A 22,845-nucleotide genomic window follows, 5' to 3' on the forward strand; every position below is an offset into this window, starting at 1 on the left:
GGATCAGTAGCTGGTCAGCGCTTTCCCGAACTTGATCAGCCACAGCCGGCTGGGACGCTCGCGGTCCTCGCCGCGCGCCACGCGGATCGTGTTCCCTGCCGTGCAGCCGGCCGAGCTGCCGGTGACGATCGCGCCATTCGCATCGATGCTGCACTTGGTGACATCGGCGTCGGCCACCGCCACGCCGTCCGGCGTGTACACCTTGGTCTTCAGGCCGAAGTCGTTGTCGTTGGCGAGCGCCAGGGTGTTCGCATCGACGATGCTCAAGGCTTCCGCTTTCTCGGCCAGCCAGCCGATCGCATTCAGGTCCAGCAACTGGGTCTTCTTCAGTGCGACCACCTTGCTCCAGTCGGTGCCGTTGACGGGCGCGCCCGCCATCGAGCTCTTTTCCAGGTCCGAGGTATCGGCGTTGAAGGCAGCGGCGCCGATGTCGGTGGCGTTGCCGATTTCGACCAGCATCAGCTTGTTGAAGACCTTGCCCTTGGGGTCGGCGCCCTGCTCGATCACGATGAACTTGCCGTTCCCCAGCGCCACCATGTCGCCCAGCTTGGCGTTGCCGGTGCGGCCGTCCTGGTAGTCGGAGGCGGCGATCGGATACGCGAACATGCGGGTGGTCGCGCCGGTGTTCGGATCGAATTCGATCCAGCGCGTGAAGCGGGCGAAGCGTTCGACCTGCTCGTTCTTGCCGGTCACCGCATACGCAGCGCTGCCGTCGCTCAGCGGGCTTTGCAGGAAGGCGTGCAGGCGGTCGGTCGCGGTGTCCAGCGCCATGCCTTCGATGCCGCGGTTGGCGCGGCGCTTGGCGAAGATCTTCGGCAGGCCGCTGCCGGCCGCATACTTCGCCTGGATCACGCCGGTGGCCGGGTCGAGCCTGACGATGAAGGGACCGTATTCGTCGCTGATCCACAGCGTGTTGCGCTTCTTGTCGAGGACGATGGCTTCGCTGTCCAGGCCATTCGCGTTGAAGACCGCCTTGCCGTTCGGGTCGAACTTCATCGCGTCCATGACCGGAATCTCGGCCGAGTTGCCAAGCGTGCCTTCCGGGATCGGCAGGCCGCTGCTGTTGACGGTGGCGCTGGCCTTGATCGGCATGACCGAACTGAGGACCGCGCCGTTCTTGCCGACCGTGATCACGCCGATCGAGGGCGTGAAGCTGGGGGACGGGAAGATCTTGCTGCCGGTAGTGCCGCTGCCGCTCAGCGAAGGGACGTTGGGGCCGTCGCCGTTCGGGCCGCGGTCGGTCAGGCCATAGAATTCCAGGTCGCCGTTCGCGTTGGCGCCCTTGAAGGCCAGCGAGGAACCGTAGGAGGGCAGGAAGCCGAGCGGGAAGTCCTGCTTCACCAGCGCATTGCTGCCTTCGTAGGGGATGTAGTACTTGCTGTCGGCCTGCATCTGGTAGCGGGTGACGCTGACCTCGACCGCGCCCTGCGTGAACTTGTCGGCCACCGGGGCGCCCAGCTTCGAGGCCAGGGTGTCGGCGAAGTGCTCGTCGGCCAGCTGGCGGCGGTCGGCGTCGACGCTGCGCGCTGCGTACTTGCCGCCGGCAGCCGACAGCATGCTCGCCAGGGCCGTGTTGAAGCTGTCGGCGGCGGCATTGAAGTCCAGCGATTTGGCGGCCAGCGCGGTCTTCACGTCGGCGGCGATCCTGATGCCGTTAGAGGGATCGCTGTCCTCGTCCAGCAGCTGCAGGGCCAGCAGGCGATTCGCCACTTTTATATCCTTGGCGTCGCTGACGCCGGCCAGCTGCAGCGGCGTGACGGTGGCCGCGCAGGCGGCGCTGCCGAGGGCGATGCCGCCCAGGCTGAAGCTGACGGTATCGCCCTGGAAGCAGGTGAATTCGCCTTTCGCCGTGGTGCTCGCCTTGGCGGCGGTGCCGGCCGTGTACTCGAGGCCTTCGACGGCGGCGTCGTAGAACACGCCGGTAATCTGGGTCTTGGCAGGCGTGGTGACGGCCGGCGCATCGTCGCTGCCGCCGCAAGCGGCGAGCAGGACGGCCAGGCACAGGGGCGAAACGCGTGGAAGCGACATGGTGACCTCTCGAATGGAAAGCGCACAGTCTAGGAAGCGTCGATGACAGGCTCATGACAAAAAAATAAGGGGCTGTGCTAGGCTAGCCCTTACCCGTATCCACCACGAAGAGGCCAGCTTGATCATCTCCCGACTCGCCGCCGCAGCATCGCTTGCGCTGCTCTCCCTTGCCGCTCAGGCCCAGCAGCCTTTGAAAACCCAGGTCGGCGCCCGCGTCGACGCCATGTACCCCTGGCTGGACGCCGTCTACAAGGACTTGCACGCGCATCCGGAAACCGCGTTCCAGGAAGTGCGCACCGCCGGCAAGCTGGCGGCCGAGATGCGCAAACTCGGCTTCGAGGTGACGGAAAAGGTCGGCAAGACCGGGATCGTGGCGGTGCTGCGCAACGGCGCCGGGCCGACGGTGCTGGTACGCACCGAGCTCGATGGCCTGCCGATGGAGGAGAAGACCGGCCTGCCCTACGCCAGCCGCGGCGCGGCCACCCACAGCTGCGGGCACGACGTGCACATGGCCAGCTGGCTGGGCGCCGCGCGCACGCTGGTGGAGCTGAAGGCGCAGTGGAAGGGCACGCTGGTGTTCATCGGCCAGCCGGCCGAGGAGACGGTGTCCGGCGCGAAGGCCATGCTGGACGATGGATTGTTCAAACGCTTCCCCAGGCCCGACTATGCCTTCGCCCTGCACTCCTGGCCGCTGGCCTATGGCACGGTCGGCTTCAACGACGGTGCGGTGTCCTCGAACTCGGACGCCATCGAGATCGTCTTCAAAGGCCGCGGCGGACACGGCTCGGCGCCGGACAAGGCGCTGGATCCGATCGCCATCGCAGCCCACTTCGTGACCGACGTGCAGACCGTGATCAGCCGCGAGAAGGATCCGAAGGAGTTCGGCGTGGTGACGATCGGTGCGATCCACGGCGGCACGGTCGGCAACATCATCCCGGACACCGTGCAGGTGCGCGGCACGATCCGCTCCTACAGCCCGGAAGTACGGGCGAAGCTGCTGGACGGCGTGCGCCGCGTGGCGAATGCGTCGGCCGCGATGGCCGGCGCGCCGGCGCCCGAGGTCCAGCTGATCGCGGGCGGCGCGGCCATCGTCAACAACGAGGAGCTGGTGCGCAGGACGGAAGCCGTGTTCAAGGATGCCTTCGGCGCCGCCAACGCCCAGCGCATGCCGGCGATGACGGCCAGCGAGGATTTCTCGCTGTACGCCAACCAGGGCATTCCTTCGATGTTCTTCTTCACCGGCGTCTACGAGCCGAAAGCGGTGGCGGAGGCCCAGCGTCCCGGCGGCACGCCGATCGCCTTCAACCACTCGCCCTTCTATGCGCCGGTGCCGGAACCGTCGATCAAGACGGCCGCGCAGGCGATGAGCCTGGCCGTGTTGAATGTGATGGCGCAGGGAGGGAGCAAGCAATGACAGCGACACTTCAGCTTCTTCGCCCGGCGCTGGTGCTTGTGGCCTGCTTTTTCACCGCGCTGCCGGCATGGTCAGCGCCGCTCAGCTTCCGCAGCGGCGATGGCGAGATCAGCATCGAGGAGCTGCCCTATCGCGAGGCGAACGCCTGCAAGAGTGCGCAGTGCCGAGCGATGCACTATGCGATCCTTGGCACCCAACGGCCGAAAACCATGCTGTCCTCGCTGACGCTCAGACGCCATGGCCGGGTCTACAAGCTGCCGACCGACGGCATGGTCGATCCGCTACTCGGTGATGCCAAAGCGGCATCCTCACGGCTGGCGCTGGCCTGCGACGAGGTGGACAACTGCACCGTCCGCGGCGTCTTCGGCGATGCCGGCGGTACCTATGCCGCCGAGTGGATCATCCAGAACGGACGGGCCACCCGGACGGTTTTCAGCAACTCGATGGACCTGAACGGCTTCATTGGCGAGCACCTCCAGGCGCCAACCTACCGCTAGCGCAGAGCAAGACTAGTAGCTCTCCACGTTCACGGCCAGCAGCTCCACCGAGGTGTCGCTGACCATCCCTCCATGGCCCATCATCGCGTGCATCGGCAGCACCCGCAGCCGCAGCGAGCCGTCCGCCGCCAATGCCTGGGCGGCGCCGGCCTGGCCCAGCTTGTCGCCGAGCGGCAGCGCATACGACAGGGCGCCGCAGGTGCCGTGGCCGCCGATCATGGTGATGGTCGCGAGGTAGAAGGGACTGCCCGGCTCGACCTGGGTCGGGGCCTCAGGCCCGTTGAGGATGACGACGAAGGCCTCGCAGGTCCGCTCCGAGAAGTTCAGGGTGACGTTGGCCACCATGGTCGACCCCATGGTGCCGGCCTGGCCGATGCTGCTCGCCGGCAGCTGGACCGTCGCACTGGCCGCTTTTGTCCCCGTTACCAGCCGGCTCTGCACCTTGCCGGCGTAGACCCGGCGCGCCGCCAGCCTTGGACGCGGCTGGCTGCCGGCCCAGCGCACCACCTCCTCGCCGGATCCGGGCTCGTAATCGTAGTCGAAGGCGCTCATCCAGGTGTAGTCCTCGGCGCGCGTCTTCGTCACCTCCCTGCCCTTGCTGTCGACGAAGAACAGCACCGGTTCGCGCGCCCAGCGGTAGTAGTCGGTGTTCTTTTCTTCCGCCGATTTCTGGTCGTCCGGCAGGTCGGTGCGCAGATCAAAGCCGCTGGGCAGCACCGGCAGGCCGAGCAACTGCTGCTTGCGGGTCCAGACGTCCCACAGGCGGTCCAGGTTCGCATGGTGCAGGAAGAAAATCGGGTCGACCGGCGACAGGAAGTTGGTCATGAAGCCCTGGGCATCCATGAAGTTGCAGTCGCGCGAACCGACGCAGCGGTGGATCGAGTTGTGCGGCCTGCCCTCGATGACGCTGAAACCGGCCATGGTGTGGTGGTTCGCGCTTTTGAGGCTGCCGAAAGTGGGGAAGTCCGGCGCCGCCAGCGCGGCATGGATGGTCGCAGTCGATACCGCGTCGATGGTGGTGGCCGACAGGGCAGGGGCCTCGCGCCGTATCCCGCGCGCGTTCGCCAGGTCGTAGTACAGCGGACCGGAAGGATCGCCGACGATGTCGAACATGATGTCGTCGGCGAAGCGGAATTTGCGGATCAGGAGCTGACCGTAGCGGGTATTCCTGTCGAACACGCCGCCGGGCGAGGTCCAGTAATCCGTGTTCGCGAGCGCCGTCCTGAGGCGGTTCTCGAATTCCTGGGCGTTCGGGATGTAGGCGGGGTGATGCGGGTCGAGCACGTCGTTGAACATGCCGCTGGGGACCTTCTGCTCCGCCGTCCAGTCCCAGTAGGGCAGCGCGAATTGCGGATCGCCGCTCAGCTCGCGGCAGATCTGCTCGAACCAGCCCAGGTAACCGCGGTGCCAGGGCAGCAGCCACCAGTTCCCGTGCGGGCAGTCGAGCGTATGCACCATGGCATGGCGATACCAGTTGCGCGGATCTTCGGGCGGCAGCGCCAGCATGGCGCGCACGGCGCGGGCATAGCTTTCCAGCATCCGCGCCCCCGTTTTCGAGCCGGACGCGTTGTAGCGGCGGTAGCGCGCCGGCTTGGCGGCCGCCTGCCCGAACGAGGAGGCGAGCGGCAGCATGCTGGCGCCCAGGGAAAGACCTGCGGTTTTGAGGATGGTGCGGCGGGACGGACTGAACACATGGCGTAGTTGTCGAATCATGGCGTGCTCTCCGAATGAGATATGGTCGTCGTGCATCCAGGAAAGATGCGAACCCAACGGGCATACCCGATCAGACTAGCTCGTCTGTTTTAGCTGTCGCTGGCATGGCGCAAGCGAACTCATCGAGGGTATGCTTCTCTCATGAATATTGGATATGTAGAGGCGCTGGCGCTCCGGCCTCCGCGGACGGACAGGCCGATGGCGGTGGACGCCGTGCAGGCGCTGGCCGATACGGGCCTGGCCGGCGACCGCCACGCCGATCCGTTGTCGCCGCGCCAGGTGTTGCTGGCCAGCGCTGCCGTCTACGCCGACCTGGCATTGCCCGCGCAGGCGCTGGGAGAGAACCTGCTGCTCGACCTCGAAACGGCCGATCTAAGCTCCGGCACCGTGCTGCAGGTCGGTGACGCCGTCCAGCTGCGCCTGATGTTCCAGTGCGAAGCCTGCGGCTACCTCGATGCGCACAAAGCCGGCGTGGCGGCGCGGATCGGCCGGCGCCGCGGCATGCTGGCGCGCGTGCTGGCCGGCGGCGAGATTTACCGAGGAGACCGGATCCGCGACCTGGGCCGGCAGCTAGCAGCCTGGTCCGACGACTGGCGAGAGCGGGTTGCGCGGGTCTTGTGCGCGGTGCCGGATGGGATGGTGCTCACCTATGCCCAGCTGGCGCGCCTGGCCGGGGTGCAGTCCACTTACTGCCGCGCCTTTCCTCGCCTGGTGAAAAGCCTGGGCCTTGCGGGAAAAGCCGTGTCGGCACAGGCGGCAGCCGGTTTGCAGATATGGGATGGCCGAGGCCTCTTCGGCGATGACGCCTACAGCGCGTGCAGCTCGTAGCGCACGTCGCGCCGGTCCTGCGCCTGCTCACCCTCGACTAGATAGGCATCCCAGCCCAGGCGGCCGATGGTGGACCTCTCCTTCAAGCTCACCTCGCGCACGTCGGCGGCGCGCAGCACCAGCTCCACTTCGTATTCGAGCGTGACGCCGGTGAACAGGGTCAGGATCGCGTGCAGCGCGCGCGCCGCCAGGCCGCCCGGTAAAAAGGCGTCGAAGCTGGCGCGGTCCAGCGGCCCGATCACGAGGCGCAGGCGCAGGTCGCGCTGCCACACGCGCACGCCCGTCATCGCGCCCGCGCCGAGGATGGCGGTGGGCTCGCCGAGGATGGTCTGCTGCGCCGGCGGCACCTCGTACCACTGGCCGACGAACTGCTCGGCCGCCACCGGCTGGCCGAAGTATTCCGTCAGCACGCGCGCGATCTGGGCGCTGGACGCCGGCCGGTGCCGGATCGCGGCGGCAAAGTAGCCGATCGATTCGTCCAGCACTTCGCCATGCTTGTCCTGCGCCAGGCGCTTGCGCAGCCCGGCATTGCCGAAGCCGGCCAGGCCGAGCAGCAGCGGCAGGAAGCTGTCCCTGCCGTCGGCTTGGTATTTGAGGGGCAGGCGGTATTTGCGCCAGGCCTCGTAGAACAGGGCCAGCGAGCGGTTCGAGAAGGTGTCGAGGAAGGCGCGCGGGCCTTCGTCCTTGTGCTGCGTCTCGTGCTCGGCAATGCGCTCGTTGTAGTGGGCCGGCAGCATGCCGCTGCAGCCCAGCAGGCCCATGAAGGCGGGCGTGAGATGCACGTAGCGCAGGCTCTCGTCGTCGCGGGTCTCGAGCTCGATGGCTTCGAGCTGGCTGGCCGGGAAGCGGTGCGAGATCGAATTCCGGAAGCGCAGCACGTTGGCCACGGGGTCTCCGGCCGCCGGGTCTGGCCTGGCTTCGCGCCGGCGCCTGAGCCAGAGCTCGAGCAGGCGCACCGCCTGGAAGTACTCGAAGCGCCAGGGTTCCTTGAACAGGCGCTCGATTACAGCAGGCTCGAATCGCCGCTTCTTGGCGAACATGCGAGTAACTCCTCTCCGGTCTTGTGCGAGATGATGGTCAGTCTGGTAAAACTGTTGGCGTGCACGTAGAGGGCCAGGAAGCGCTCGACCAGGTGGGCAAAGGCGTGAATGCCGCTGCCGATGAAGGCTTCCTCGTCGATGCTCAGGCGCACCTCGACCCCGCGCACCAGGCAGGTAAACGGGTTCCCCGGCAGCCAGGCGCTGGCGGCTTTCTGTTCGATGCCGATGACGCCGGCGATCTGACGCTGCGAGGAGGCCGAGCGCGGCAGGTCGTACAACGCCAGCATCTCGCGGAAGGCGTCGATGCCGTCCGCCGTCAATGACAAATGGTTCAGCGACAGGTGCGAGATCAAACGCCAGTGGGTGCCGCGTCCGTGCTCGAAACGCCAGGACGGCGTCGGCTTGCGCAGGAAGCTGACCGTCTTCACGCTGGAGCCGCCTTCGAGGAACAAGTCTCCGCCGCGCTGGCCGTAGGCGAGCTGGGAGGGCAGGTCACGGTTGGTGCAGGTGAGTTCCAGGTTCAGCGTGTCCGTCTCCACCGCCGCCGGATCGAAGTCGACGTCGACGATCGTGATCTGTGTCTCGAAGCCGGGACTCTTGTCGAGCAGGGTTTCGTCGCGCCGCATGGCCCAGTAATGGCCGCTGCTTTCCGGCGCCTGCGCATGCTTCAGCGAATAGAAGGGCTGGTAGGCGATGATGGTTTCGCCCTGCGGCGTCTGGCGCACCAGCGAGACCGAATCGATGGATTGCACTTCGTAGGCGAAGGCGCGGCGCGCATCGGCCAGCACCGGATAGCTGGCGCTGGTGTGGGTCAGGCGGATCGGCTCGCCCTTCTGGCGGAACAGGTTCACCACCGGCGTACAGCCGAGCAGCACGTTATTCGTCGACAGCGTCTCCAGCATGCGCGCCGTGTTCGAGTCCGCGCGCAGGCCGGTCATGGCCAGGTGCAGGGTCAGTGTCTTGGTCCCCGCCGGCAGGCTGGCCGCCAGAGTAGCCAGGTCGATGTCGAAGAAGTTGAATTTCTCGGGGAAGCAGAAGTATTCGGTCAGCAGCCGGTAGGCCGGATGCGAGCGGGCCGGGAAATCGATCAGCGCATCCTCGTCGTCGAAGCCGGCGGTGTGGATCGGAACCGCATCCAGCGGCACCCAGCGCCCGCTGCGCTCGCCCTCGGCCCAGGCGGCGACGGTGCGCATGAACAGCGCATCGCGCAGCGCCGCGCAGAACGAGGGTTCGCCGTCGATGAACACGCGCAGCTGCGGCAGTTGCAGCAGGCCGGGCGCCTGTTCGCCGGTGGCGGCGATGGTCAGCTTCAGGCCGGCGCTGGCGCCGCCCGGCAGGCGCACCGCTTCCGGGCAGCGGATGATGGAACTGAACGATGCTTCGCTGAGCGCCAGCGGCGCCACAGTGACCGGATACACGGTGCGGAAGGTGCAGGCGGCGCCGCGCACCGGCCGCGTGTTCAGCTGGGTGCCGCGCGGGATGGTGCTGGCGCCGGTCTGCTGCTTGGCGGCGCCGGCGACGTCCATGTGCGCGATCGAGCAGGAGGGAAAGGGCCGCAGGTAGTGCGGATACAGCACCTCGAACAGGGCTTCCGTAAATTCCGGATAGTCGTCGTCGAGGCGCTTGGCGATGCGCGAATTCAGCAGCGCGAAGGACTCGATCATGCGCTCGATGTGCGGGTCTTCGCAGACCTCCCCGCTGATCAGGAGGCGCCCGGCGATCTTCGGATAGCGTTCGGCGAAGTCGCGCAGGTTGCGGCGCAGGTAGCCCAGCTCGCGTTCGTAGTAGGGCAGCAGCTGCTCCATCTCAGGCTCCCGCCGGCGCGCTCGATGCGGCTGACGTTGCCGACCCTGCGCGGCCGGCCTTGCTGATGCTGTACTGGAGGGTCGAGCGCTGCAGGATGGCGTCGAAGTTGACCGGCTCCTGCGAGCTGCTGGCCACCAGCAGCGCCGTGATCGAGAAATTCAGGCGGTTCACGGCGCCCTCCCGGATCTCGAGCGAAGCCTTCACATTACGCAGGCGCGGCTCGTGACGCGCGATGACTTTCTCCAGGCAGGCGCAGATGTGGGCGCGGTCGGAGGGGCTGGAAAGCGAGCGGTCGGCGAAATCGCTGAGGCCATAGTTCAGGATCGAGCGGCTGCATTCAGGATAGTCCTTGAGCAGCTCCTCGTCGATCACGGCGCGCGTATTCAGCAGGGCTTCCAGGTCACGCGCCACTGCATCTTTCAGGTCGTCGGCCGAAATCCGCGAGACGGTGGCGCTGCCGCCGGCGGCATGTCGCGCCGGTGTGCCGAGCAGGCGATCGAATAAACCAGGCGTGAACCCTTTCATCGCTATCCCCTCGCGTGATCAAGGGGAAAGTCTTACATAGACGAGGCCGAAAAAATAGTTCAGTTGGGACCGCGCTACCAAAACATTGAGCAGGAGCAAGACACAAGGGGGTTGCGGTAAAAAGGCCGCCACGAAAAAGCTATGGTTGTGGACTCGACAGGAGGGAACGCGACATGAACAGCAAGGTACTTTGGGGCGAGGGCCTGCTGCTGCGTCCGCAGCACTTCCAGCGCCAGGACCAATACCACGAGCACCGCCTGCATAAAAGCATCGATGCGGTGCACCCGTATGCATGGGGCGTGGAGCGGCTGGAGATCGATCGCGACGCCCTCGGCAGCAATGTGCTGCGCATCCTGGCGCTGTCGCTGCGCTTCCAGGACGGCGAGCTGGTCGACGCTCCGGGCCCCGACGAGCTGCCGCCCACAGTCGACCTGGGCCAGCTGCAAGCGCCGAATCAGCAGAGCGTGACGTATTACGCCGCCCTGCCCGGCCTGAAACCCTTTAGCGGCAACTTCGCCCAGCCCGGCCAGGACAGCAACACGGCGCGCTTCGTGCAGGCCAACCAGGAGACGCCCGACCTCTACACCCAGGCCTCGCCGGCGCACCTGGCCTACCTGAAGAAGACGGTGCGCCTGGTGGCCGAATTCGAGCCGCGCGACGCCTACACCTGCTTCCCGCTGCTGCGCCTGCGCCGCGCCGCCACCGGCGGCTTCGAACTCGATCCGAGCTTCGTGCCGCCCAGCCTGTCGGTGGGATCGGCGCCGATGCTGTTCCTGCAGCTGCGCCGCCTGCTGGACGCGCTGCAGGCCAAGGTCAGCGCCCTGTACGGCCATCACCGCGAGCCGAGCCGCAACGTGATCGAGTTCCGCTCCGGCGACATGTCCTCGTTCTGGCTGCTGCACACGGCCAGCAGCGCCTGCGCCGCGCTCACTCACTACCTGCACCATCCGGACCTGCACCCGGAGCGCCTGTACGAGCAGCTGCTGGCCACCGCCGGCGCCCTGATGACGTTCTCGAAAAGCTGGACTTTGGCCGACCTGCCGCCCTACCAGCACCAGGATCCCGGCCCGGCCTTCCTGAAAGTCCACCAGATCATCCGCGAACTGCTGGACACCGTGATCTCGTCGAAGTACTTCGCCATCGTCTTGAACGAGGTGCGGCCCAGCTACCACCACGGCATGCTCGACTCGGGAAAAATCGACGACAAGACCACCTTTTACATCGCGGTATCGGCCGATATCCCGGCGCTGGAGCTGGTCGACACGGTGCCGCTGCGCTTCAAGGTTGGCGCCCCGGACGACGTCGAGAAATGCGTGCTGTCCGCCCTGCCCGGCGTACGCCTGCAGTACGCGCCGCAGCTGCCGGCCGCGGTGCCGGTGCGGCCGGACACCTGCTACTTCATGCTCGACGCCAAGGGGAACATGTACGAACGCATGCTGCAGGCGCAGTCGGTGGCGATCTACGTGCCCTCGGGGATGAAGGAGCTCAAGCTCGAACTGCTGGCGGTGGCGGCCTGAATAGCCTATCCATCAAACATTGCATCATTGCAACTTGCGAACTACACTGCTGTGATACCCACGAAGGAGGCACGGCCATGGACATTACCCTGCAAACCCGTAAACCGGTCGAGGCGCTCACGCCCGAAGACCTGGCCGCCTTTCCGATCTGGGAACAGGACGAGGATGGAATCCGCCCGCTGGAACGCAGCACGATCCCGCGCGAAGCCGATGCGCTGTCGGTGGCGGCCGATTTCATCACGGCCGACGGCACGCCTTTCGTCGGCATCGTCGCGCTGTCGACCGATGAAGAGATCGCGTTCGACGGCGCCAGCCTGCTGAGCATGGGCGCGTACATCTATGCGGCGCACGGCGAAAAAACGCCGCTGCGCTACAAGACCAGCACCGCCAGCGAGCTCGGAAAATCGCCCGTCGACATCTATCCGCTGCGTTTTACCTTGCGCGCCTTGCTGGAGGGCGAACCGGCGCCACGCAGCGGGGTGTTTGCATAAATCAGCGCACCCGGCGCATCGACGAGATGCGGTTGTTCATCCCTTCCAGGAAGGGATAACGGCCCGGGCCGAACACGACGCACTGGCCGCGGAAGTCGCCGTGCTCGCAGAATTCCCAGCGCCCTTCGTGGATGACGATGGAGCCGGCGCGGTCGTTGAAGCCGACGTCGTTCAGCTCGCGGACGTCGCCGGACAGGCTGACGGCGGGGCCTTCGAAGCGCTGGCCGGAGAACAGCTGGACCGCGTCGCCGCGTCCGCCGCGATCGTCGCGCCAGTCGCCGCGGCGCTCATCTCGGCGCTCGTCGCGGTCCCCACGCCAGCCCGGGCCGCCGCGGTGGTCATCGCGATCGTAGCCGCCGCGGCCGCCGCGCGAAATCTCGCGTACCGAGGACACACGGTCGTTGAAACGCGGCAGTTCGCGGTATTCGCCGGGGCCGAACTCGGCGCAGTAGCCGCCGAAGTCCTTGTTCTCGCACACCTGCCAGACGCCCGAACGCACGACCATGCTGGAGGCGCGGTCGTTGAAGCCCATGTCCGCCAGGTTGTAGGCATCCCGGTCGATGGTCACGCGCGGGCCGCGGAAGTTACTGTCGGTGAACAGCGTGATCTCGCCGGCGGCGGCGGCTTGGGCAAGGGTGGCCAGCACGGCGGCGGCGGCTAACAGGCGTTTCATGTGATCTCTCCTCGAATTGTTCTACGCGCGCCTGTGAGTGGCGCCCATGTCTCTAACGCGGCAGGAGAGTAGCACGCGGACATGTTCTTGTAACAAATTCCTACTGCCGTAGCGGACAGGCGCCCGGTTCCTCGAGTTCGCGCGCCAGCTCGGCCCGCAGCGTTCCCAGCGCGGCGATGCGGGCGTCGATGTCGGCCAGCTTGCGCCGCAGCGCGTCCCGCAGCTCGGCGGCGGAGGCGTCAGGCGATTCCAGCAGCGGCATGCCGGCTTCGATCTCGGCCAGCGTGAAGCCCAGCTGCTGGGCGCTGCGCAGGTAGCACAGCCATTGCACGGCCTCGGGCGGATAGTCGCGGTAGCCGTTGTCGCGGCGACGGGGCTGCAGCAGCCCGCGCTTTTCATAGAAGCGCAGGGTGTCCCGGCTCAGGCCGGTGGCGGATGCCAGTTCTCCGATTTTCATAGGCGGCGATCAAAAGGCTTGACCCTGGAGTGTACTCCAGCCTTGATGATGCGGGCATCCCATCGATGGAGCCATCATGAAGCTGCCTACTTACCTGAAGATCGTCCGCGCCAGCGCCTGGTATGACCTGCTGCTGACCGCGCCGTTTGCCACGCCCTGGACCTTTGCGCTCATGCACGCCCAGCTGTCCGCGCTCAACCAGGCGCTGGGCGGCGGCGCCCTGCCGGCGTTCACGCCCTTCCACATCTTTTTCGCCGGCCTGATGGGCAGCGTGGTGCTGACCTGGAGCGTGCTGCGCCTGCGCCGGACCGAGGCAATACTCGGACGCTACGACGGCGTCACCCGCTTCCTGTTCGCGTCGTGGATGGCCTGGACTTTGGCCATGACCGGCGCCCCGCTGCTGTGGCTGTTCGTGCTGCCGGAATTTGCGTGGGGCGTCGTGCAGTGGCTGCCCTTCGCCGCCCCGGCTGCTCAGGATTGCAGCAGCACGGCCCGCGCGCCTTTGACCAGGGCCGCGCCCATGCGCTCCAGCCTCGGCGGCTGAATCCGCCATGCATGCCAGTGCAGGTTCACGTCCATGTGCAGATGCGGGGTCAGGTCGACCAGCTGGCCGGCCTGCAGCATCGCCGCGCACTGCTCAAGCGGCAGCAGGCCATAGCCGAGGCCCAGCCGGATCGCCCGGGCGAAGGGATCGCTGGCCGGCACGTAGTGGAAGGGATACGAGCCCTCCGGCAGCCCGAAGTGCTGCAGCAGGAACACTGCCTGCAGCGAATCCTTGCGGTCGAATACGACCACCGGCGCCTTTCTCGCCGCCTCGCGCGTAAAACCGCCGGGGAACCAGCGCAGCGCGAAATCCTTCGATGCCACCAGGCGGTAGCGCATGATGCCCAGCGGCGTGACGGTGCAGCCGCGCATCGGTTCCGGCTCGCCGGAGATGCAGGCCAGGGCGCGGCCCTGTTCCAGCATGGTGAACGTGTGCCACTGGTCGTCGAGCACGAATTCGACCAGCAGGCCCTCTTCCGCCAGCACCGGCGCCAGCACGGGCAGCAGCCAGGTGGCGAGGGTGTCGTTGTTGACGGCCAGCGGCATCCGCACCGGGACCGTGTCGTCCTCGGACTCGGCCAGGAACTCGGCTTCGAGCAGCTCGCGCCGGCGCAGGAACTGCAGCAGGCGCATGCCGGGCGCGGTCGGGCGGCAGGGACGGGTGCGGATCAGAAGCGGCGTGCCGAGGTCCTGCTCGAGCGCGGAGATGCGCTGGGACACGGCCGAGGGCGTGACCTTCAGCCGGCTGGCGGCCGCTTCCAGGCTGCCGCTGTCGACGGCGGCGAGGAAGGCCTCGCTGCGGCGCGGATCGATCTTCATGGGTTAGCGAAATTTACGATGGCTTAGATTTCGTTAATGTAATTGAAGATTCATGATCGAGCAGCGATCCTGTCGATCTTACGAACAGGAGCGCACGATGTTTTCGCAGCAGGTATTTCTACAGGGGCTGGGCATGGGCGCCAGCTTGATCATGCCGATCGGCGCCCAGAACGCGCACGTGATCCGCACCGGGGTCAGCGGCCGGCACGTGGGACTGACGGTGGCGGCCTGCATCGTCGTCGACGTCACCCTGATCGCGCTTGGCATGGCGGGACTGGGCAAGTTAGTGGAATCTTCGAGCTGGCTGCTGGCGGCCGCGCGCTATGGCGGCGCCCTGTTCCTGCTGTGGTACGGCTTGCGCTGCTGGACCAGCGCCGTGCGCGGCGGCGCTGCCGGGCCGGCCGCCGCCGGGCAGCAGCCACCCACTGCGCGCCGCGCACTGGTGACGGTGATGGCGATGTCGCTGCTGAATCCCCACGTCTACCTCGACACCGTGGTGCTGCTGGGCGCCGTCGGCGGCAGTCTGGCGGCCGGGCACCGCGACGCCTTCGCGCTTGGTGCGATGACGGCTTCGCTGCTGTGGTTTTCCCTGCTCGGCCTGGGCGCGCGCCGCTGCGCCTTCGTGCTGGGGCGGCCGATGGTGTGGCGTGCGATCGAGGCTTTTACGGGAACGACGATGCTGGTGCTGGCGATCCTGCTGTTGAAGGATGCCTGAAGCGTCAAGGACTCAGGCGGCCAGTGGATTCTCGGGCAGATCCCGCGCCAGCGCCTTGCCACCCTCCACCGACATCTGCACCGGCAGCGCCACGCCGTTCTTCACGGCGGTCAGTTCGGCCAGGATGGACACTGCGATCTCGTAGGGCGTCTTGCTGCCGATGTAGATGCCGATCGGGCCGTGCAGCTTTGCGATCTGCGCTTCCGTCAGGTCGAATTCGCGCAGGCGCTCGCGACGCCGCGCATTGTTCACGCGCGAACCGATCGCGCCGATATAAAACGCGTCGGTTTTCAGCGCTTCCATCAGGGCCAGGTCGTCCAGCTTGGGGTCGTGGGTCAGGGCGATCACGGCGCTGCGGCTGTCGAGCTTCATCTCGAGCACGACGTCGTCCGGCATCGCGTGGACCACGTCCACACCCGGCAGGCTCCAGCTGCCGCGGTATTCCTCGCGCGGGTCGCACACCGTCACCTGGTATTCCAGCCCGACCGCGATCTGCGCCAGGAATTGCGACAGCTGGCCGGCGCCGATGATCAGCATGCGCAGGCGCGGGCCGTGCACGGTGACCAGAACGCCCTCCGCCATGCGCAGCTGGTCTTCGGGCGCGGCCGCGGACAGCTCGACCGCGCCGGTCTCCAGCTGCAGGCTGCGGCGCGTCAGCATGCGGCGCTGCGCCAGCGCCAGCAGTTCGTCCATGCGGCTGTGCGCGCCCAGCGGTTCCACAACCAACTGGATCGTGCCGCCGCAGGGCAGGCCGAAGCGGTGCGCCTCGTCGGCCGAGATGCCATAGGTGACGACTTCCGGCCGCGTGCGGGTGATGCCCTGCTCGCGCACCGCGGCGATCAGGTCGTCCTCGATGCAGCCGCCGGAGACGGAACCGACCACCAGGCCGTCGGCGCGGATCGCCATGGTCGCGCCTTCCGGACGCGGGCTCGAGCCCCAGGTGCGCACCACGGTCACGTACTCGCATTGAAATCCGTCGCGGATCCATTGCGCGCAGGCGTGCAGCACTTCGAGGTCGATACTGTCCATTCCGGTTCCTTTATTCAGCAGCAGATGCAGACCGCATGCTAACGCAAATCCGCAAGGCGCTCCGGACGGCTGCGCTCACGCGTCGGCGTATGCCTGCTCGATCTCGTCCTTGCGGCCGAGCGACGAGATATCGAGGATGACGGTGGCCTTGAAGCTGTGGCTGGGGTGGACAGCGCGGTGCTTGGCGAACCAGAACACCTCTTCGCGGTCCTCGTCCTCGTGCCAGGTGGCGATCACGGCGTGCTCCTCGGGGACCTCTTCGTAATCGAAGGCTTCCAGCGCCGCATCCTCGACCATGTCGTGCCAGGCCTTGCAATCCTTGCCCCAGGCCAGCAGGTAACGGCAGCCGGACGCCACCAGCCAGCGGCTGATCTCGGCCTGCCACAGCTCATCGACCTCTTCCTCGGCCAGCACGATGGCAAGGAAGGGCGACAGGTGGTCCAGGGAAGGCGGCTCGCTGCCGGGCGGCAGCTGCAGGTAAGTCAGGATCTTCTTTTGCATGATGGCGCAAGCTTAACATCGGCCGCCGCCGCGCGTGAGTCAACCGGCTCGGCGGTGGCGCGTTGCTGGCATACTATGCCGTCACCGCACCAGGAGTCTCCACCTTGAAGAAATCCGCATCCTTCGCCCTCGCCGCCGTGCTGTTTGCTGGCGCCAGCTTCGCCCAGGCCGCCATCCCGGTCTACGGCTTCGTGGTCAAGAACACTTACCCGCACGATCCGCAGGCGTTTACGCAGGGCCTGTTCATCAAGGACGGCCAGCTGTACGAGAGCACCGGCCAGAAGGGCCAGTCGACACTGCGCAAGGTCGACCTCAAGACCGGCAAGGTGCTGCAGAAGAAGGCGCTCGCGGACGAGTACTTCGGCGAAGGTTCGACCCCGGTCGGCGACACCATCGTCGGCCTGACCTGGCAGTCGAACGTCGGCTTCATCTACGATGCGAAGACCTTCGCGCTGAAGGGCCGCTTCAACTACAAGGGCGAAGGCTGGGGCCTGGCCAGCGATGAGAAGAACGTCTACATGAGCGACGGCAGCGCCGAGATCCGCATCCTCGATCCGAAGACGCTGGAAGAGCGGCGCCGCATCCGCGTGACGGCCGAGGGCAAGCCGATTACCCAGCTCAACGAACTGGAAATCGTCGACGGCGAGATCTATGCCAACGTCTGGGGCACCGACGTGATCGCGCGCATCGACCCGGCCAGCGGCAACGTGGTCGGCTGGATCGACCTGACGAACCTGCTGCCGCCGGCGCAGCGCGGCACCAGCTCGGTCGACGCGGTCCTGAACGGCATCGCGTATGACGGCAAGCACCGCAAGCTGTACGTGACCGGCAAGCTGTGGCCGAAGCTGTACGAGATCGAGCTCGTACAAATTCGCCGCTAAGCCGGCTTCACGCGTGGGCACGGTGTGCCCACCCTACCGCCATCACGCGACGGCGATCACCACCTTGCCGAAGTGCGAGCCCGATGCCATGTGGCGATAAGCCTCCCTTACCTGGTCAAACGTAAACACGCGGTCGACCACCGGCTGCAGGCCGCTGGTATCGGCAAAGCGCATCACCTTGTCCAGCATGGTCCGGCTGCCGACGTAGATGCCGACCATGCGCTTGGCCCCGGCCAGCAGGGTGGCCGGATTCACTTCTCCGCCAAAACCGCTGACGCCGCCGATGATGGCGACGCTGCCGCCCATCGCCGTCGACGCCACCGAGCGGTTCACGGTGCCCTGCCCGCCCACTTCCAGCACCACGTGCGCGCCCACGCCATGGGTCAGGCGCAGCACCTCTTCCTGCCATTCCGGGAAGGTGCGGTAGTTGATCGTGTGGTGCGCGCCCAGTTCTCTGGCGCGCTGCAGCTTCTCGTCGCTGGACGAGGTGATGATGGTGTTCAGCCCCGCCGCGATGGCCAGCTGCAGGCCGAGCACGGAAACGCCGCCGGTACCCAGCAGCAGCACGGTATCGCCGGGGCGGATGCCATTGCTCGATTCGAAGATCGCGTTCCAGGCGGTCACGCCGGCGCAGGGCATGGTGGAAGCGTCGACGAAACTCATCCCCGGCGGGACTTTCACCAGCGCGTCTTCCGGCAGCACGACTTCCTCGGCCAGCATGCCGTCGATGTCGCCGCCCAGCGCGTGGCGGATCTTGTCCGGTCCGGTCGGGCCGTCCTGCCACCAGGGGAAGAAGGAGGCGGCCACGCGGTCGCCCACCTGCACCCGGCTCACGCCCGCGCCCACCGCCAGCACTTCGCCGGCGCCGTCCGAGCAGGGAATGATCGGATCGTCGACAGTGACCAGGTAGTTGCCGCTCGCAACCATCAGGTCTCGGTAGTTCAGCGACACCGCATGCACGCGCACGCGCACCTCGCCAAGGCCCAGTTCACGCTCGGGAAAATCCACGCACTGCAGTCCGTCGATGCCATCGCCGGGGAGAATCTGGTAAGCCCGCATCGTTGCCCTCCGTTAAAAAAAGCCCGCCCTGCAGCAGGAACGGGCTCGTGACTGAGGTGGCAGTGGTGTCAGGCGCGGCGCACCGGATTGCCGTGGTAGGTCTGTTTCATGTATTTCGCTTGCACTTTTTTCAGCAGAAAGCCGGCAATGGCCATCATGATCATCTTGCGCATAATTATCTCCGTCCTGTAGATAAAAGGGTTGGAGACAAGCTTACCGAAAAACCCCGGGGCGGCGGCGCAAGATAGGTTTATCGTTTCTGCGCCGGAATGAAATCGTTCAGCACCGCCTCGCGCATCAGCTTCGGCGGCAGAATGCCCTGGGCGATAACGAAGTCGTTAAAGGCTTTTAACTTGAAACGCTCGCCCAGCTCGATCTCGGCCAGGGTCTTCAAAGCCCGCAGTTTTACATAGCCGTAGTAGTAGGCGGTGGCCTGGCCGGGGCTGCGGTAGGAATAGCGGTCCACTTCCGACTGCGCGAAGGGCTCGGACAGCACCACTTCCTTCATGAGGAAGCTTTTCGCTTCTTCCGGCGTCATGCGGCCCAGATTGATCTGCGGGTCGAGCATGGCGCGCGCCATGCGCAGCAGGCGCGCATGCAGCGACACCAGCTGGCCTTCGGGCGGCATGTAGGGCAGCACCAGCGCTTCCGAATACAGGCCCCAGCCCTCGACGTTGGTACTGTTGAAGGCGAAGCGGGCGCGCGCCACCGACATGCCCTGCTCCACCATGGACGCGAACTGCAGCTCGTGGCCCGGGCGCGCCTCGTGCGCAGCCAGGGTCCAGGACATCGCGGCGAAGTCGAAGTCGTTCATCTTCTCCTTCGACTTGGCGTTCGGGTTGGCCAGCGGGATCACGAATTCGCCGTATTCCCCGGTGTTGCCGATCATGCGCGGCGGATTCATGAAGGGCGCGGGCGAACGCGCCGCCTCGGCCGGGGTCGCGGTGCGGATATTTGCTTCGCGCGTGGGCAGGGTCACCAGGTCGTGCTGGCGGATGATGGCCTCGATGTCTTTCAGCCTGTCGCGGTAGTAGGGCAGCAGCTGGTCGGACGGGATCGCGGTCTTCTTCAGCTCGCGCATGACGTCGCGATAGTCGCTCGAAGGCAGGCCGCGCTGGGCGGCGATGGTGTTGGCCACCACCTGCATCTGGTCGCGCACTTCTTGAAAATCGAAGCTGGCGCGTTCGATCATCTGCTCCGGCGCGATGTCGACGCCGACGTTGCGCAGGCGGTTCACGTAGATCGCTTCCGGCAGGCGCACTTCCTTGCGCGCGCGCGGCAGGATGCTGCTCTTCACGAAGGCGTCGTAGTCTTTTACCTGCTGGCGCAGGCTTGCCATATCGGCTTCCCAGCCCGTCAGTTTCGCTTTCTTGAACAGGTCTTCGATGCCGTCCAGGTAGGTGGCGTTGTTGTTCAGCCCTTTCTGGACCTCCTCGATATACGGGCCGATCAGCGCTTTGTTCGCCAGGCGCTCCTCGGTACGGGCGCGCACCAGTGTCGCAATCGGTGCATAGCCGGCTTCCTTGCCGGCATAGCGCTTCAGGCGCACCAGGGCCAGCTTCTGGCGCTCCGGCTTGTTGCGCGGGTCGAGCAAAGCGCGCAGGCCGCCGTACACCAGTTCACCGACGTTGGTGTAGTCGAGCAGGTACTGGCGCTCCAGCTTCATGGTCGCGACCTGCTTTTCGCGCGAGTCGATCAGGATGTCCAGGTCCTGGCGCACCTTCGGGTCCTTTTCGAGCGTGCGCTGGCGGCGCAGATCGGCAAGGCGCTTTTCGGTGTCGGCCAGTTCGCGTTCGTAGTCGCGCGGCTTGAAGTCGGCGACCATGGTGTCGAAGCTCTCGTCGCCCAGCTGGGTCGAATCCTCGGGGTGATACTTGCCGGTGTCCTTCAGGACGGGCTGGGTATAGGCGTCGCTGCGTGCGACCCAGGCCGGTGGGGCGGCGAGCACGCTGCCGGATGCGAGAACGAAGGCAAGACCAAGCTTGAAGCGGGACATGACTATCCTTTGAAAGGGCGACCCCGCATTCTAGACCGGCTTGCTGACCATGAACCAGAAAATGAAGACGAAGGCGATGAAGGCCGGAATGCCCAGCGCGACCCAGGTTTTGAAGTATTTCCAGTACAGCGGCGGCAGCGTCTCGGCGCCGCTGTGCGCCGCCTCCGCCGCGATGTCGCGCATGCGGATCTGCAGCCACACCACCGGCAGCCAGCAGGCGCCGGCCAGCACGTACAGGGTGAGCGACCACATGATCCACTTGCTGCTCATCGGATAGCCGGCCAGGTGCATCATGTAAAAGCCGGTGGCCGGCTGGGCGATCGCGGTGGTGGCCGTGAACAGCCAGTCGGCAATGACCACGTACCGGCTGACCACGGCGATTGCGCGTACATCCTTGCTGACGTTCGCGAACAGCATGTACCAGGCGGAGCCAAGGCCGGTGCCGAACAGGAAGGTCGACGACAGTATGTGCAGCCATTTCACGACCAGGTATTCCATCAGGTTTCCTCATCTTCCAGTTGATACAGCAGCCAGATGGCGGCCAGCATGGGCAGGTTCTTGGTGAGCGGCCCGTAGGGATGGACCAGGAACTCCGGCAGTTTTATCGTGATCGCGATCGTGTAAAAACCGATCAGCCCCAATTGTGCCAGCCATAGCCAGCGCCGGTGCCGGCCATGCAGGAACAGGATGCCAAGGCCCATCAGCATGTCGAAGGCGGAGGCGCCATATAGCATCAGCGGCTGCAGTTCCGGCGGGATGCCGGTGCGTGCCAGCAGCTCGTAACTGCCGGCTGCCGGATACACGAAGGCGGACACGATGGCGGTAGCGATCCACACCAGCACAATGCTGATGCGCAGCACGGGCAGCAGCCAGTCCAGTTTGGCGCGCGCACGCTCGGCGCGCGGATCGGTGACGAAGGAGGCGATGCTGCGCGCGGGCCGTCCCAGCAGGCGCAGGGTGGGACCGGGGTCGTCGGTGTTGCCGCGGTCGAGCATGCGCAGGGCTTCGGGATCGAGCAGGCCGCCCGGCAGCCAGCGGCCCACACGCGCCAGCGCGCGCGCGATGCTGCCCGGCAGGCGCAGCACGCGCAGCCTGTTCATCCCCATCGCGCGGCGCAAGGCCGCCAGGTAATCGGTGAAGGGCAGCGCTTCCGGTCCTACCAGGGCGATGCGCTGGGCGGTGCCGGCGGACGCGGTTTGGCCCAGCGCATCTCCCTGGTCGACGTACAGGCGCCGGCGCAGCAGGGCGACGATGGCGGCGACCACATCGTCGACGTGGATCGGCTGCACCAGCTGGAGCGCATCGCCGAAGCGCACGGCAAAAGGCATGGACGCCAGCGCCTTGAACAAGCGCGCGCTGGCGCCGTCGCTGCCGTACACCAGCGAGGGCTGGACGATGGCGGCGCGCAGCGGCAGCGAGGCCAGGTAGTCGTCGGCGGCCTTCTTCGACAGGTGGTAGGCGGTATCGGCCTGGGCGTCGGCGCCCAGCGCGGACAGTTGCACGACCATGTGCACGTCGTGCGATTCGGCGCAGGCCGCGAACAGCGCGCGCGGGGTCTGCACGTGCAGCTTGTCGAAGGTTTGCCGGCCGCTTTCGCGGAGGATGCCGACCGTGTTGATCACGGCCTCGATGCCGGACAGGCGCGCCAGCCACACGGATTTGTCGGTATCGTTGGTGAAGTCGGCATGGATGAAGGACAGGCGGGGATCGGTGCTTTGTTTCGGCCGGCGCACCGCGCAGACGACTTCATGGCCTTCGGCCAGCAGCGCCTGCAGCAGGTGGTGCCCGATAAATCCGCTGGCGCCCGTCAATAAAATCCGCATGCACACCTTTCTTGGAGACGATATGGAAGCCTGGAAAACCGCATTGCAGCGCGGCCTGGTCGGCGGCGCCACCTCCAGCCTGTTGTCGACCGCGGCGCTGGCTGCCCTCGGCAAACGCGAAGCGGGCAGCGCCTATGCGCCGACCAACGCCGTCAGCCACTGGATTTATGGCGACAAGGCGGCGCATCACCATGAACCCTCTGCGCGCTACACCCTGCCCGGCTACCTGATCCACCATGGCAGCGCCACGTTCTGGTCGGTGATCGTCGAGCGTTTGTGCGGCGAGCTGCTCGACCGTAAGAATACCGCATTGACGCTTGGCGTCGGCACCGCGGCGTCGGCGGTGGCCTGCTTCGTCGACTACCAGCTTACGCCGGATCGGTTGAAGCCGGGGTATGAGAAGCACTTGTCGCGGCCATCGCTGGCGGCGGTGTATGCGATGTTCGGGATGGGATTGGCGCTGGGGGCGATGCTTAACCGGCGCTCATGA

The 22,845-nt window shown here is 66.2% G+C and carries 23 protein-coding genes; 9 read left to right on the plus strand and 14 right to left on the minus strand.

The window, feature by feature from the left end; translation table 11 throughout:
• Positions 1-3 precede the first annotated feature (3 nt).
• Positions 4-2,028, minus strand: a complete 2,025-nt coding sequence (locus AC07PE_RS17365) for an esterase-like activity of phytase family protein (RefSeq protein ID WP_498766658.1) — start codon at positions 2,026-2,028, stop codon at positions 4-6.
• Positions 2,029-2,146: 118 nt separating this feature from the next.
• On the opposite strand from AC07PE_RS17365, the gene AC07PE_RS17370 reads away from it, so the two are divergent.
• Entirely contained in the window at positions 2,147-3,442 is a 1,296-nt protein-coding gene (locus AC07PE_RS17370) for an amidohydrolase (protein ID WP_498766660.1), read from the plus strand.
• Positions 3,439-3,939, plus strand: coding sequence for a hypothetical protein (locus tag AC07PE_RS17375; protein WP_498766662.1), 501 nt, complete (start codon positions 3,439-3,441; stop codon positions 3,937-3,939). Before AC07PE_RS17370 ends, AC07PE_RS17375 begins: the two co-directional genes overlap by 4 nt.
• 12 nt (positions 3,940-3,951) lie before the next feature.
• Here AC07PE_RS17375 and AC07PE_RS17380 read toward each other — a convergent pair whose 3' ends face one another.
• Positions 3,952-5,652, minus strand: coding sequence for a tyrosinase family protein (locus AC07PE_RS17380; protein WP_498766664.1), 1,701 nt, complete (start codon positions 5,650-5,652; stop codon positions 3,952-3,954).
• Positions 5,653-5,793: 141 nt separating this feature from the next.
• On the opposite strand from AC07PE_RS17380, the gene AC07PE_RS17385 reads away from it, so the two are divergent.
• Entirely contained in the window at positions 5,794-6,480 is a 687-nt protein-coding gene (locus tag AC07PE_RS17385) for an MOSC domain-containing protein (protein ID WP_498766666.1), read from the plus strand.
• Here the strand turns inward: AC07PE_RS17385 and tssG are convergent.
• From tssG to tssE, 3 genes are read right to left on the minus strand one after another with little or no spacing between them, the layout of a single operon-like run.
• The gene (gene tssG / locus AC07PE_RS17390; RefSeq protein WP_498766668.1) at positions 6,459-7,520 is read right to left on the minus strand and encodes a type VI secretion system baseplate subunit TssG; all 1,062 of its coding nucleotides are present in this window, start codon (positions 7,518-7,520) and stop codon (positions 6,459-6,461) included. The two genes, AC07PE_RS17385 and tssG, sit on opposite strands and share 22 nt — an antisense overlap.
• The gene (gene tssF, locus AC07PE_RS17395) at positions 7,484-9,325 is read right to left on the minus strand and encodes a type VI secretion system baseplate subunit TssF (RefSeq protein ID WP_498766670.1); all 1,842 of its coding nucleotides are present in this window, start codon (positions 9,323-9,325) and stop codon (positions 7,484-7,486) included. The genes tssG and tssF overlap by 37 nt, the downstream gene beginning before the upstream one ends.
• 1 nt (position 9,326) lies before the next feature.
• Positions 9,327-9,851, minus strand: a complete 525-nt coding sequence (tssE, locus tag AC07PE_RS17400) for a type VI secretion system baseplate subunit TssE (RefSeq protein WP_498766672.1) — start codon at positions 9,849-9,851, stop codon at positions 9,327-9,329.
• A 173-nt stretch (positions 9,852-10,024) separates the two neighbouring features.
• Here tssE and tssK point away from each other — a divergent pair, with 173 nt between their 5' ends.
• Both tssK and AC07PE_RS17410 read left to right on the plus strand, forming a co-directional pair.
• Positions 10,025-11,368: a type VI secretion system baseplate subunit TssK gene (gene tssK, locus AC07PE_RS17405; protein ID WP_498766674.1), complete on the plus strand. Its 1,344-nt coding sequence runs from the start codon at positions 10,025-10,027 to the stop codon at positions 11,366-11,368.
• Between the two features lie 77 nt (positions 11,369-11,445).
• Positions 11,446-11,859 carry a hypothetical protein gene (locus tag AC07PE_RS17410; protein WP_498766676.1) on the plus strand — a complete coding sequence of 138 codons (414 nt, stop codon included), beginning with the start codon at positions 11,446-11,448 and terminating at the stop codon, positions 11,857-11,859.
• A gap of 1 nt (position 11,860) precedes the next feature.
• On the opposite strand, the gene AC07PE_RS17415 is transcribed toward AC07PE_RS17410, so the two are convergent.
• Positions 11,861-12,532 carry a beta/gamma crystallin-related protein gene (locus tag AC07PE_RS17415; protein ID WP_498766678.1) on the minus strand — a complete coding sequence of 224 codons (672 nt, stop codon included), beginning with the start codon at positions 12,530-12,532 and terminating at the stop codon, positions 11,861-11,863.
• A 100-nt stretch (positions 12,533-12,632) separates the two neighbouring features.
• On the minus strand, positions 12,633-12,989 hold the full coding sequence (locus AC07PE_RS17420; protein WP_498766680.1) for a MerR family transcriptional regulator: 357 nt from the start codon (positions 12,987-12,989) through the stop codon (positions 12,633-12,635).
• 76 nt (positions 12,990-13,065) lie between these two features.
• Between AC07PE_RS17420 and AC07PE_RS17425 the strand changes: the two genes are divergently transcribed.
• Positions 13,066-13,533: a hypothetical protein gene (locus AC07PE_RS17425; RefSeq protein WP_498766682.1), complete on the plus strand. Its 468-nt coding sequence runs from the start codon at positions 13,066-13,068 to the stop codon at positions 13,531-13,533.
• Here the strand turns inward: AC07PE_RS17425 and AC07PE_RS17430 are convergent.
• On the minus strand, positions 13,461-14,351 hold the full coding sequence (locus tag AC07PE_RS17430) for a LysR family transcriptional regulator ArgP (RefSeq protein WP_498766684.1): 891 nt from the start codon (positions 14,349-14,351) through the stop codon (positions 13,461-13,463). The genes AC07PE_RS17425 and AC07PE_RS17430 overlap by 73 nt on opposite strands.
• A 97-nt stretch (positions 14,352-14,448) precedes the next feature.
• On the opposite strand from AC07PE_RS17430, the gene AC07PE_RS17435 reads away from it, so the two are divergent.
• Positions 14,449-15,066, plus strand: coding sequence for a LysE/ArgO family amino acid transporter (locus AC07PE_RS17435; protein ID WP_498766686.1), 618 nt, complete (start codon positions 14,449-14,451; stop codon positions 15,064-15,066).
• Between the two features lie 12 nt (positions 15,067-15,078).
• Here AC07PE_RS17435 and AC07PE_RS17440 read toward each other — a convergent pair whose 3' ends face one another.
• Both AC07PE_RS17440 and AC07PE_RS17445 read right to left on the minus strand, forming a co-directional pair.
• The gene (locus AC07PE_RS17440; protein ID WP_498766688.1) at positions 15,079-16,095 is read right to left on the minus strand and encodes an XdhC family protein; all 1,017 of its coding nucleotides are present in this window, start codon (positions 16,093-16,095) and stop codon (positions 15,079-15,081) included.
• A gap of 75 nt (positions 16,096-16,170) precedes the next feature.
• Complete coding sequence (locus tag AC07PE_RS17445) at positions 16,171-16,596, minus strand: DUF7684 family protein (RefSeq protein ID WP_498766690.1); 426 nt, start codon at positions 16,594-16,596, stop codon at positions 16,171-16,173.
• 104 nt (positions 16,597-16,700) lie between these two features.
• On the opposite strand from AC07PE_RS17445, the gene AC07PE_RS17450 reads away from it, so the two are divergent.
• On the plus strand, positions 16,701-17,477 hold the full coding sequence (locus tag AC07PE_RS17450) for a glutaminyl-peptide cyclotransferase (protein ID WP_498766692.1): 777 nt from the start codon (positions 16,701-16,703) through the stop codon (positions 17,475-17,477).
• Positions 17,478-17,519: 42 nt separating this feature from the next.
• On the opposite strand, the gene AC07PE_RS17455 is transcribed toward AC07PE_RS17450, so the two are convergent.
• From AC07PE_RS17455 to AC07PE_RS17470, 4 genes are all read right to left on the minus strand, one after another.
• Positions 17,520-18,536 (minus strand): zinc-dependent alcohol dehydrogenase family protein, encoded by a 1,017-nt coding sequence (locus AC07PE_RS17455; RefSeq protein ID WP_498766694.1) that lies wholly within the window; start codon positions 18,534-18,536, stop codon positions 17,520-17,522.
• 250 nt (positions 18,537-18,786) lie between these two features.
• Positions 18,787-20,532 carry a DUF885 domain-containing protein gene (locus tag AC07PE_RS17460; protein WP_498766696.1) on the minus strand — a complete coding sequence of 582 codons (1,746 nt, stop codon included), beginning with the start codon at positions 20,530-20,532 and terminating at the stop codon, positions 18,787-18,789.
• Between the two features lie 30 nt (positions 20,533-20,562).
• On the minus strand, positions 20,563-21,030 hold the full coding sequence (locus tag AC07PE_RS17465) for a DUF2269 family protein (protein WP_498766698.1): 468 nt from the start codon (positions 21,028-21,030) through the stop codon (positions 20,563-20,565).
• Entirely contained in the window at positions 21,030-22,355 is a 1,326-nt protein-coding gene (locus tag AC07PE_RS17470; protein ID WP_498766700.1) for an SDR family oxidoreductase, read from the minus strand. The genes AC07PE_RS17465 and AC07PE_RS17470 overlap by 1 nt, the downstream gene beginning before the upstream one ends.
• 22 nt (positions 22,356-22,377) lie before the next feature.
• On the opposite strand from AC07PE_RS17470, the gene AC07PE_RS17475 reads away from it, so the two are divergent.
• Entirely contained in the window at positions 22,378-22,845 is a 468-nt protein-coding gene (locus tag AC07PE_RS17475) for a hypothetical protein (protein WP_498766702.1), read from the plus strand.

This window comes from Telluria sp. GW821-FHT07G12 (assembly GCF_059418525.1).

Bases quoted from the DNA above. Each gene is read 5' to 3' on its own strand.
- AC07PE_RS17365 (WP_498766658.1), bottom strand. From the start codon at position 2,028: ATGTCGCTTCCACGCGTTTCGCCCCTGTGCCTGGCCGTCCTGCTCGCC.
- AC07PE_RS17375 (WP_498766662.1), top strand. From the start codon at position 3,439: ATGACAGCGACACTTCAGCTTCTTCGCCCGGCGCTGGTGCTTGTGGCC.
- AC07PE_RS17380 (WP_498766664.1), bottom strand. From the start codon at position 5,652: ATGATTCGACAACTACGCCATGTGTTCAGTCCGTCCCGCCGCACCATC.
- AC07PE_RS17385 (WP_498766666.1), top strand. From the start codon at position 5,794: ATGAATATTGGATATGTAGAGGCGCTGGCGCTCCGGCCTCCGCGGACG.
- tssG (WP_498766668.1), bottom strand. From the start codon at position 7,520: ATGTTCGCCAAGAAGCGGCGATTCGAGCCTGCTGTAATCGAGCGCCTG.
- tssF (WP_498766670.1), bottom strand. From the start codon at position 9,325: ATGGAGCAGCTGCTGCCCTACTACGAACGCGAGCTGGGCTACCTGCGC.
- tssE (WP_498766672.1), bottom strand. From the start codon at position 9,851: ATGAAAGGGTTCACGCCTGGTTTATTCGATCGCCTGCTCGGCACACCG.
- tssK (WP_498766674.1), top strand. From the start codon at position 10,025: ATGAACAGCAAGGTACTTTGGGGCGAGGGCCTGCTGCTGCGTCCGCAG.
- AC07PE_RS17410 (WP_498766676.1), top strand. From the start codon at position 11,446: ATGGACATTACCCTGCAAACCCGTAAACCGGTCGAGGCGCTCACGCCC.
- AC07PE_RS17415 (WP_498766678.1), bottom strand. From the start codon at position 12,532: ATGAAACGCCTGTTAGCCGCCGCCGCCGTGCTGGCCACCCTTGCCCAA.
- AC07PE_RS17420 (WP_498766680.1), bottom strand. From the start codon at position 12,989: ATGAAAATCGGAGAACTGGCATCCGCCACCGGCCTGAGCCGGGACACC.
- AC07PE_RS17425 (WP_498766682.1), top strand. From the start codon at position 13,066: ATGAAGCTGCCTACTTACCTGAAGATCGTCCGCGCCAGCGCCTGGTAT.
- AC07PE_RS17430 (WP_498766684.1), bottom strand. From the start codon at position 14,351: ATGAAGATCGATCCGCGCCGCAGCGAGGCCTTCCTCGCCGCCGTCGAC.
- AC07PE_RS17435 (WP_498766686.1), top strand. From the start codon at position 14,449: ATGTTTTCGCAGCAGGTATTTCTACAGGGGCTGGGCATGGGCGCCAGC.
- AC07PE_RS17440 (WP_498766688.1), bottom strand. From the start codon at position 16,095: ATGGACAGTATCGACCTCGAAGTGCTGCACGCCTGCGCGCAATGGATC.
- AC07PE_RS17445 (WP_498766690.1), bottom strand. From the start codon at position 16,596: ATGCAAAAGAAGATCCTGACTTACCTGCAGCTGCCGCCCGGCAGCGAG.
- AC07PE_RS17455 (WP_498766694.1), bottom strand. From the start codon at position 18,536: ATGCGGGCTTACCAGATTCTCCCCGGCGATGGCATCGACGGACTGCAG.
- AC07PE_RS17460 (WP_498766696.1), bottom strand. From the start codon at position 20,532: ATGTCCCGCTTCAAGCTTGGTCTTGCCTTCGTTCTCGCATCCGGCAGC.
- AC07PE_RS17465 (WP_498766698.1), bottom strand. From the start codon at position 21,030: ATGGAATACCTGGTCGTGAAATGGCTGCACATACTGTCGTCGACCTTC.
- AC07PE_RS17470 (WP_498766700.1), bottom strand. From the start codon at position 22,355: ATGCGGATTTTATTGACGGGCGCCAGCGGATTTATCGGGCACCACCTG.
- AC07PE_RS17475 (WP_498766702.1), top strand. From the start codon at position 22,378: ATGGAAGCCTGGAAAACCGCATTGCAGCGCGGCCTGGTCGGCGGCGCC.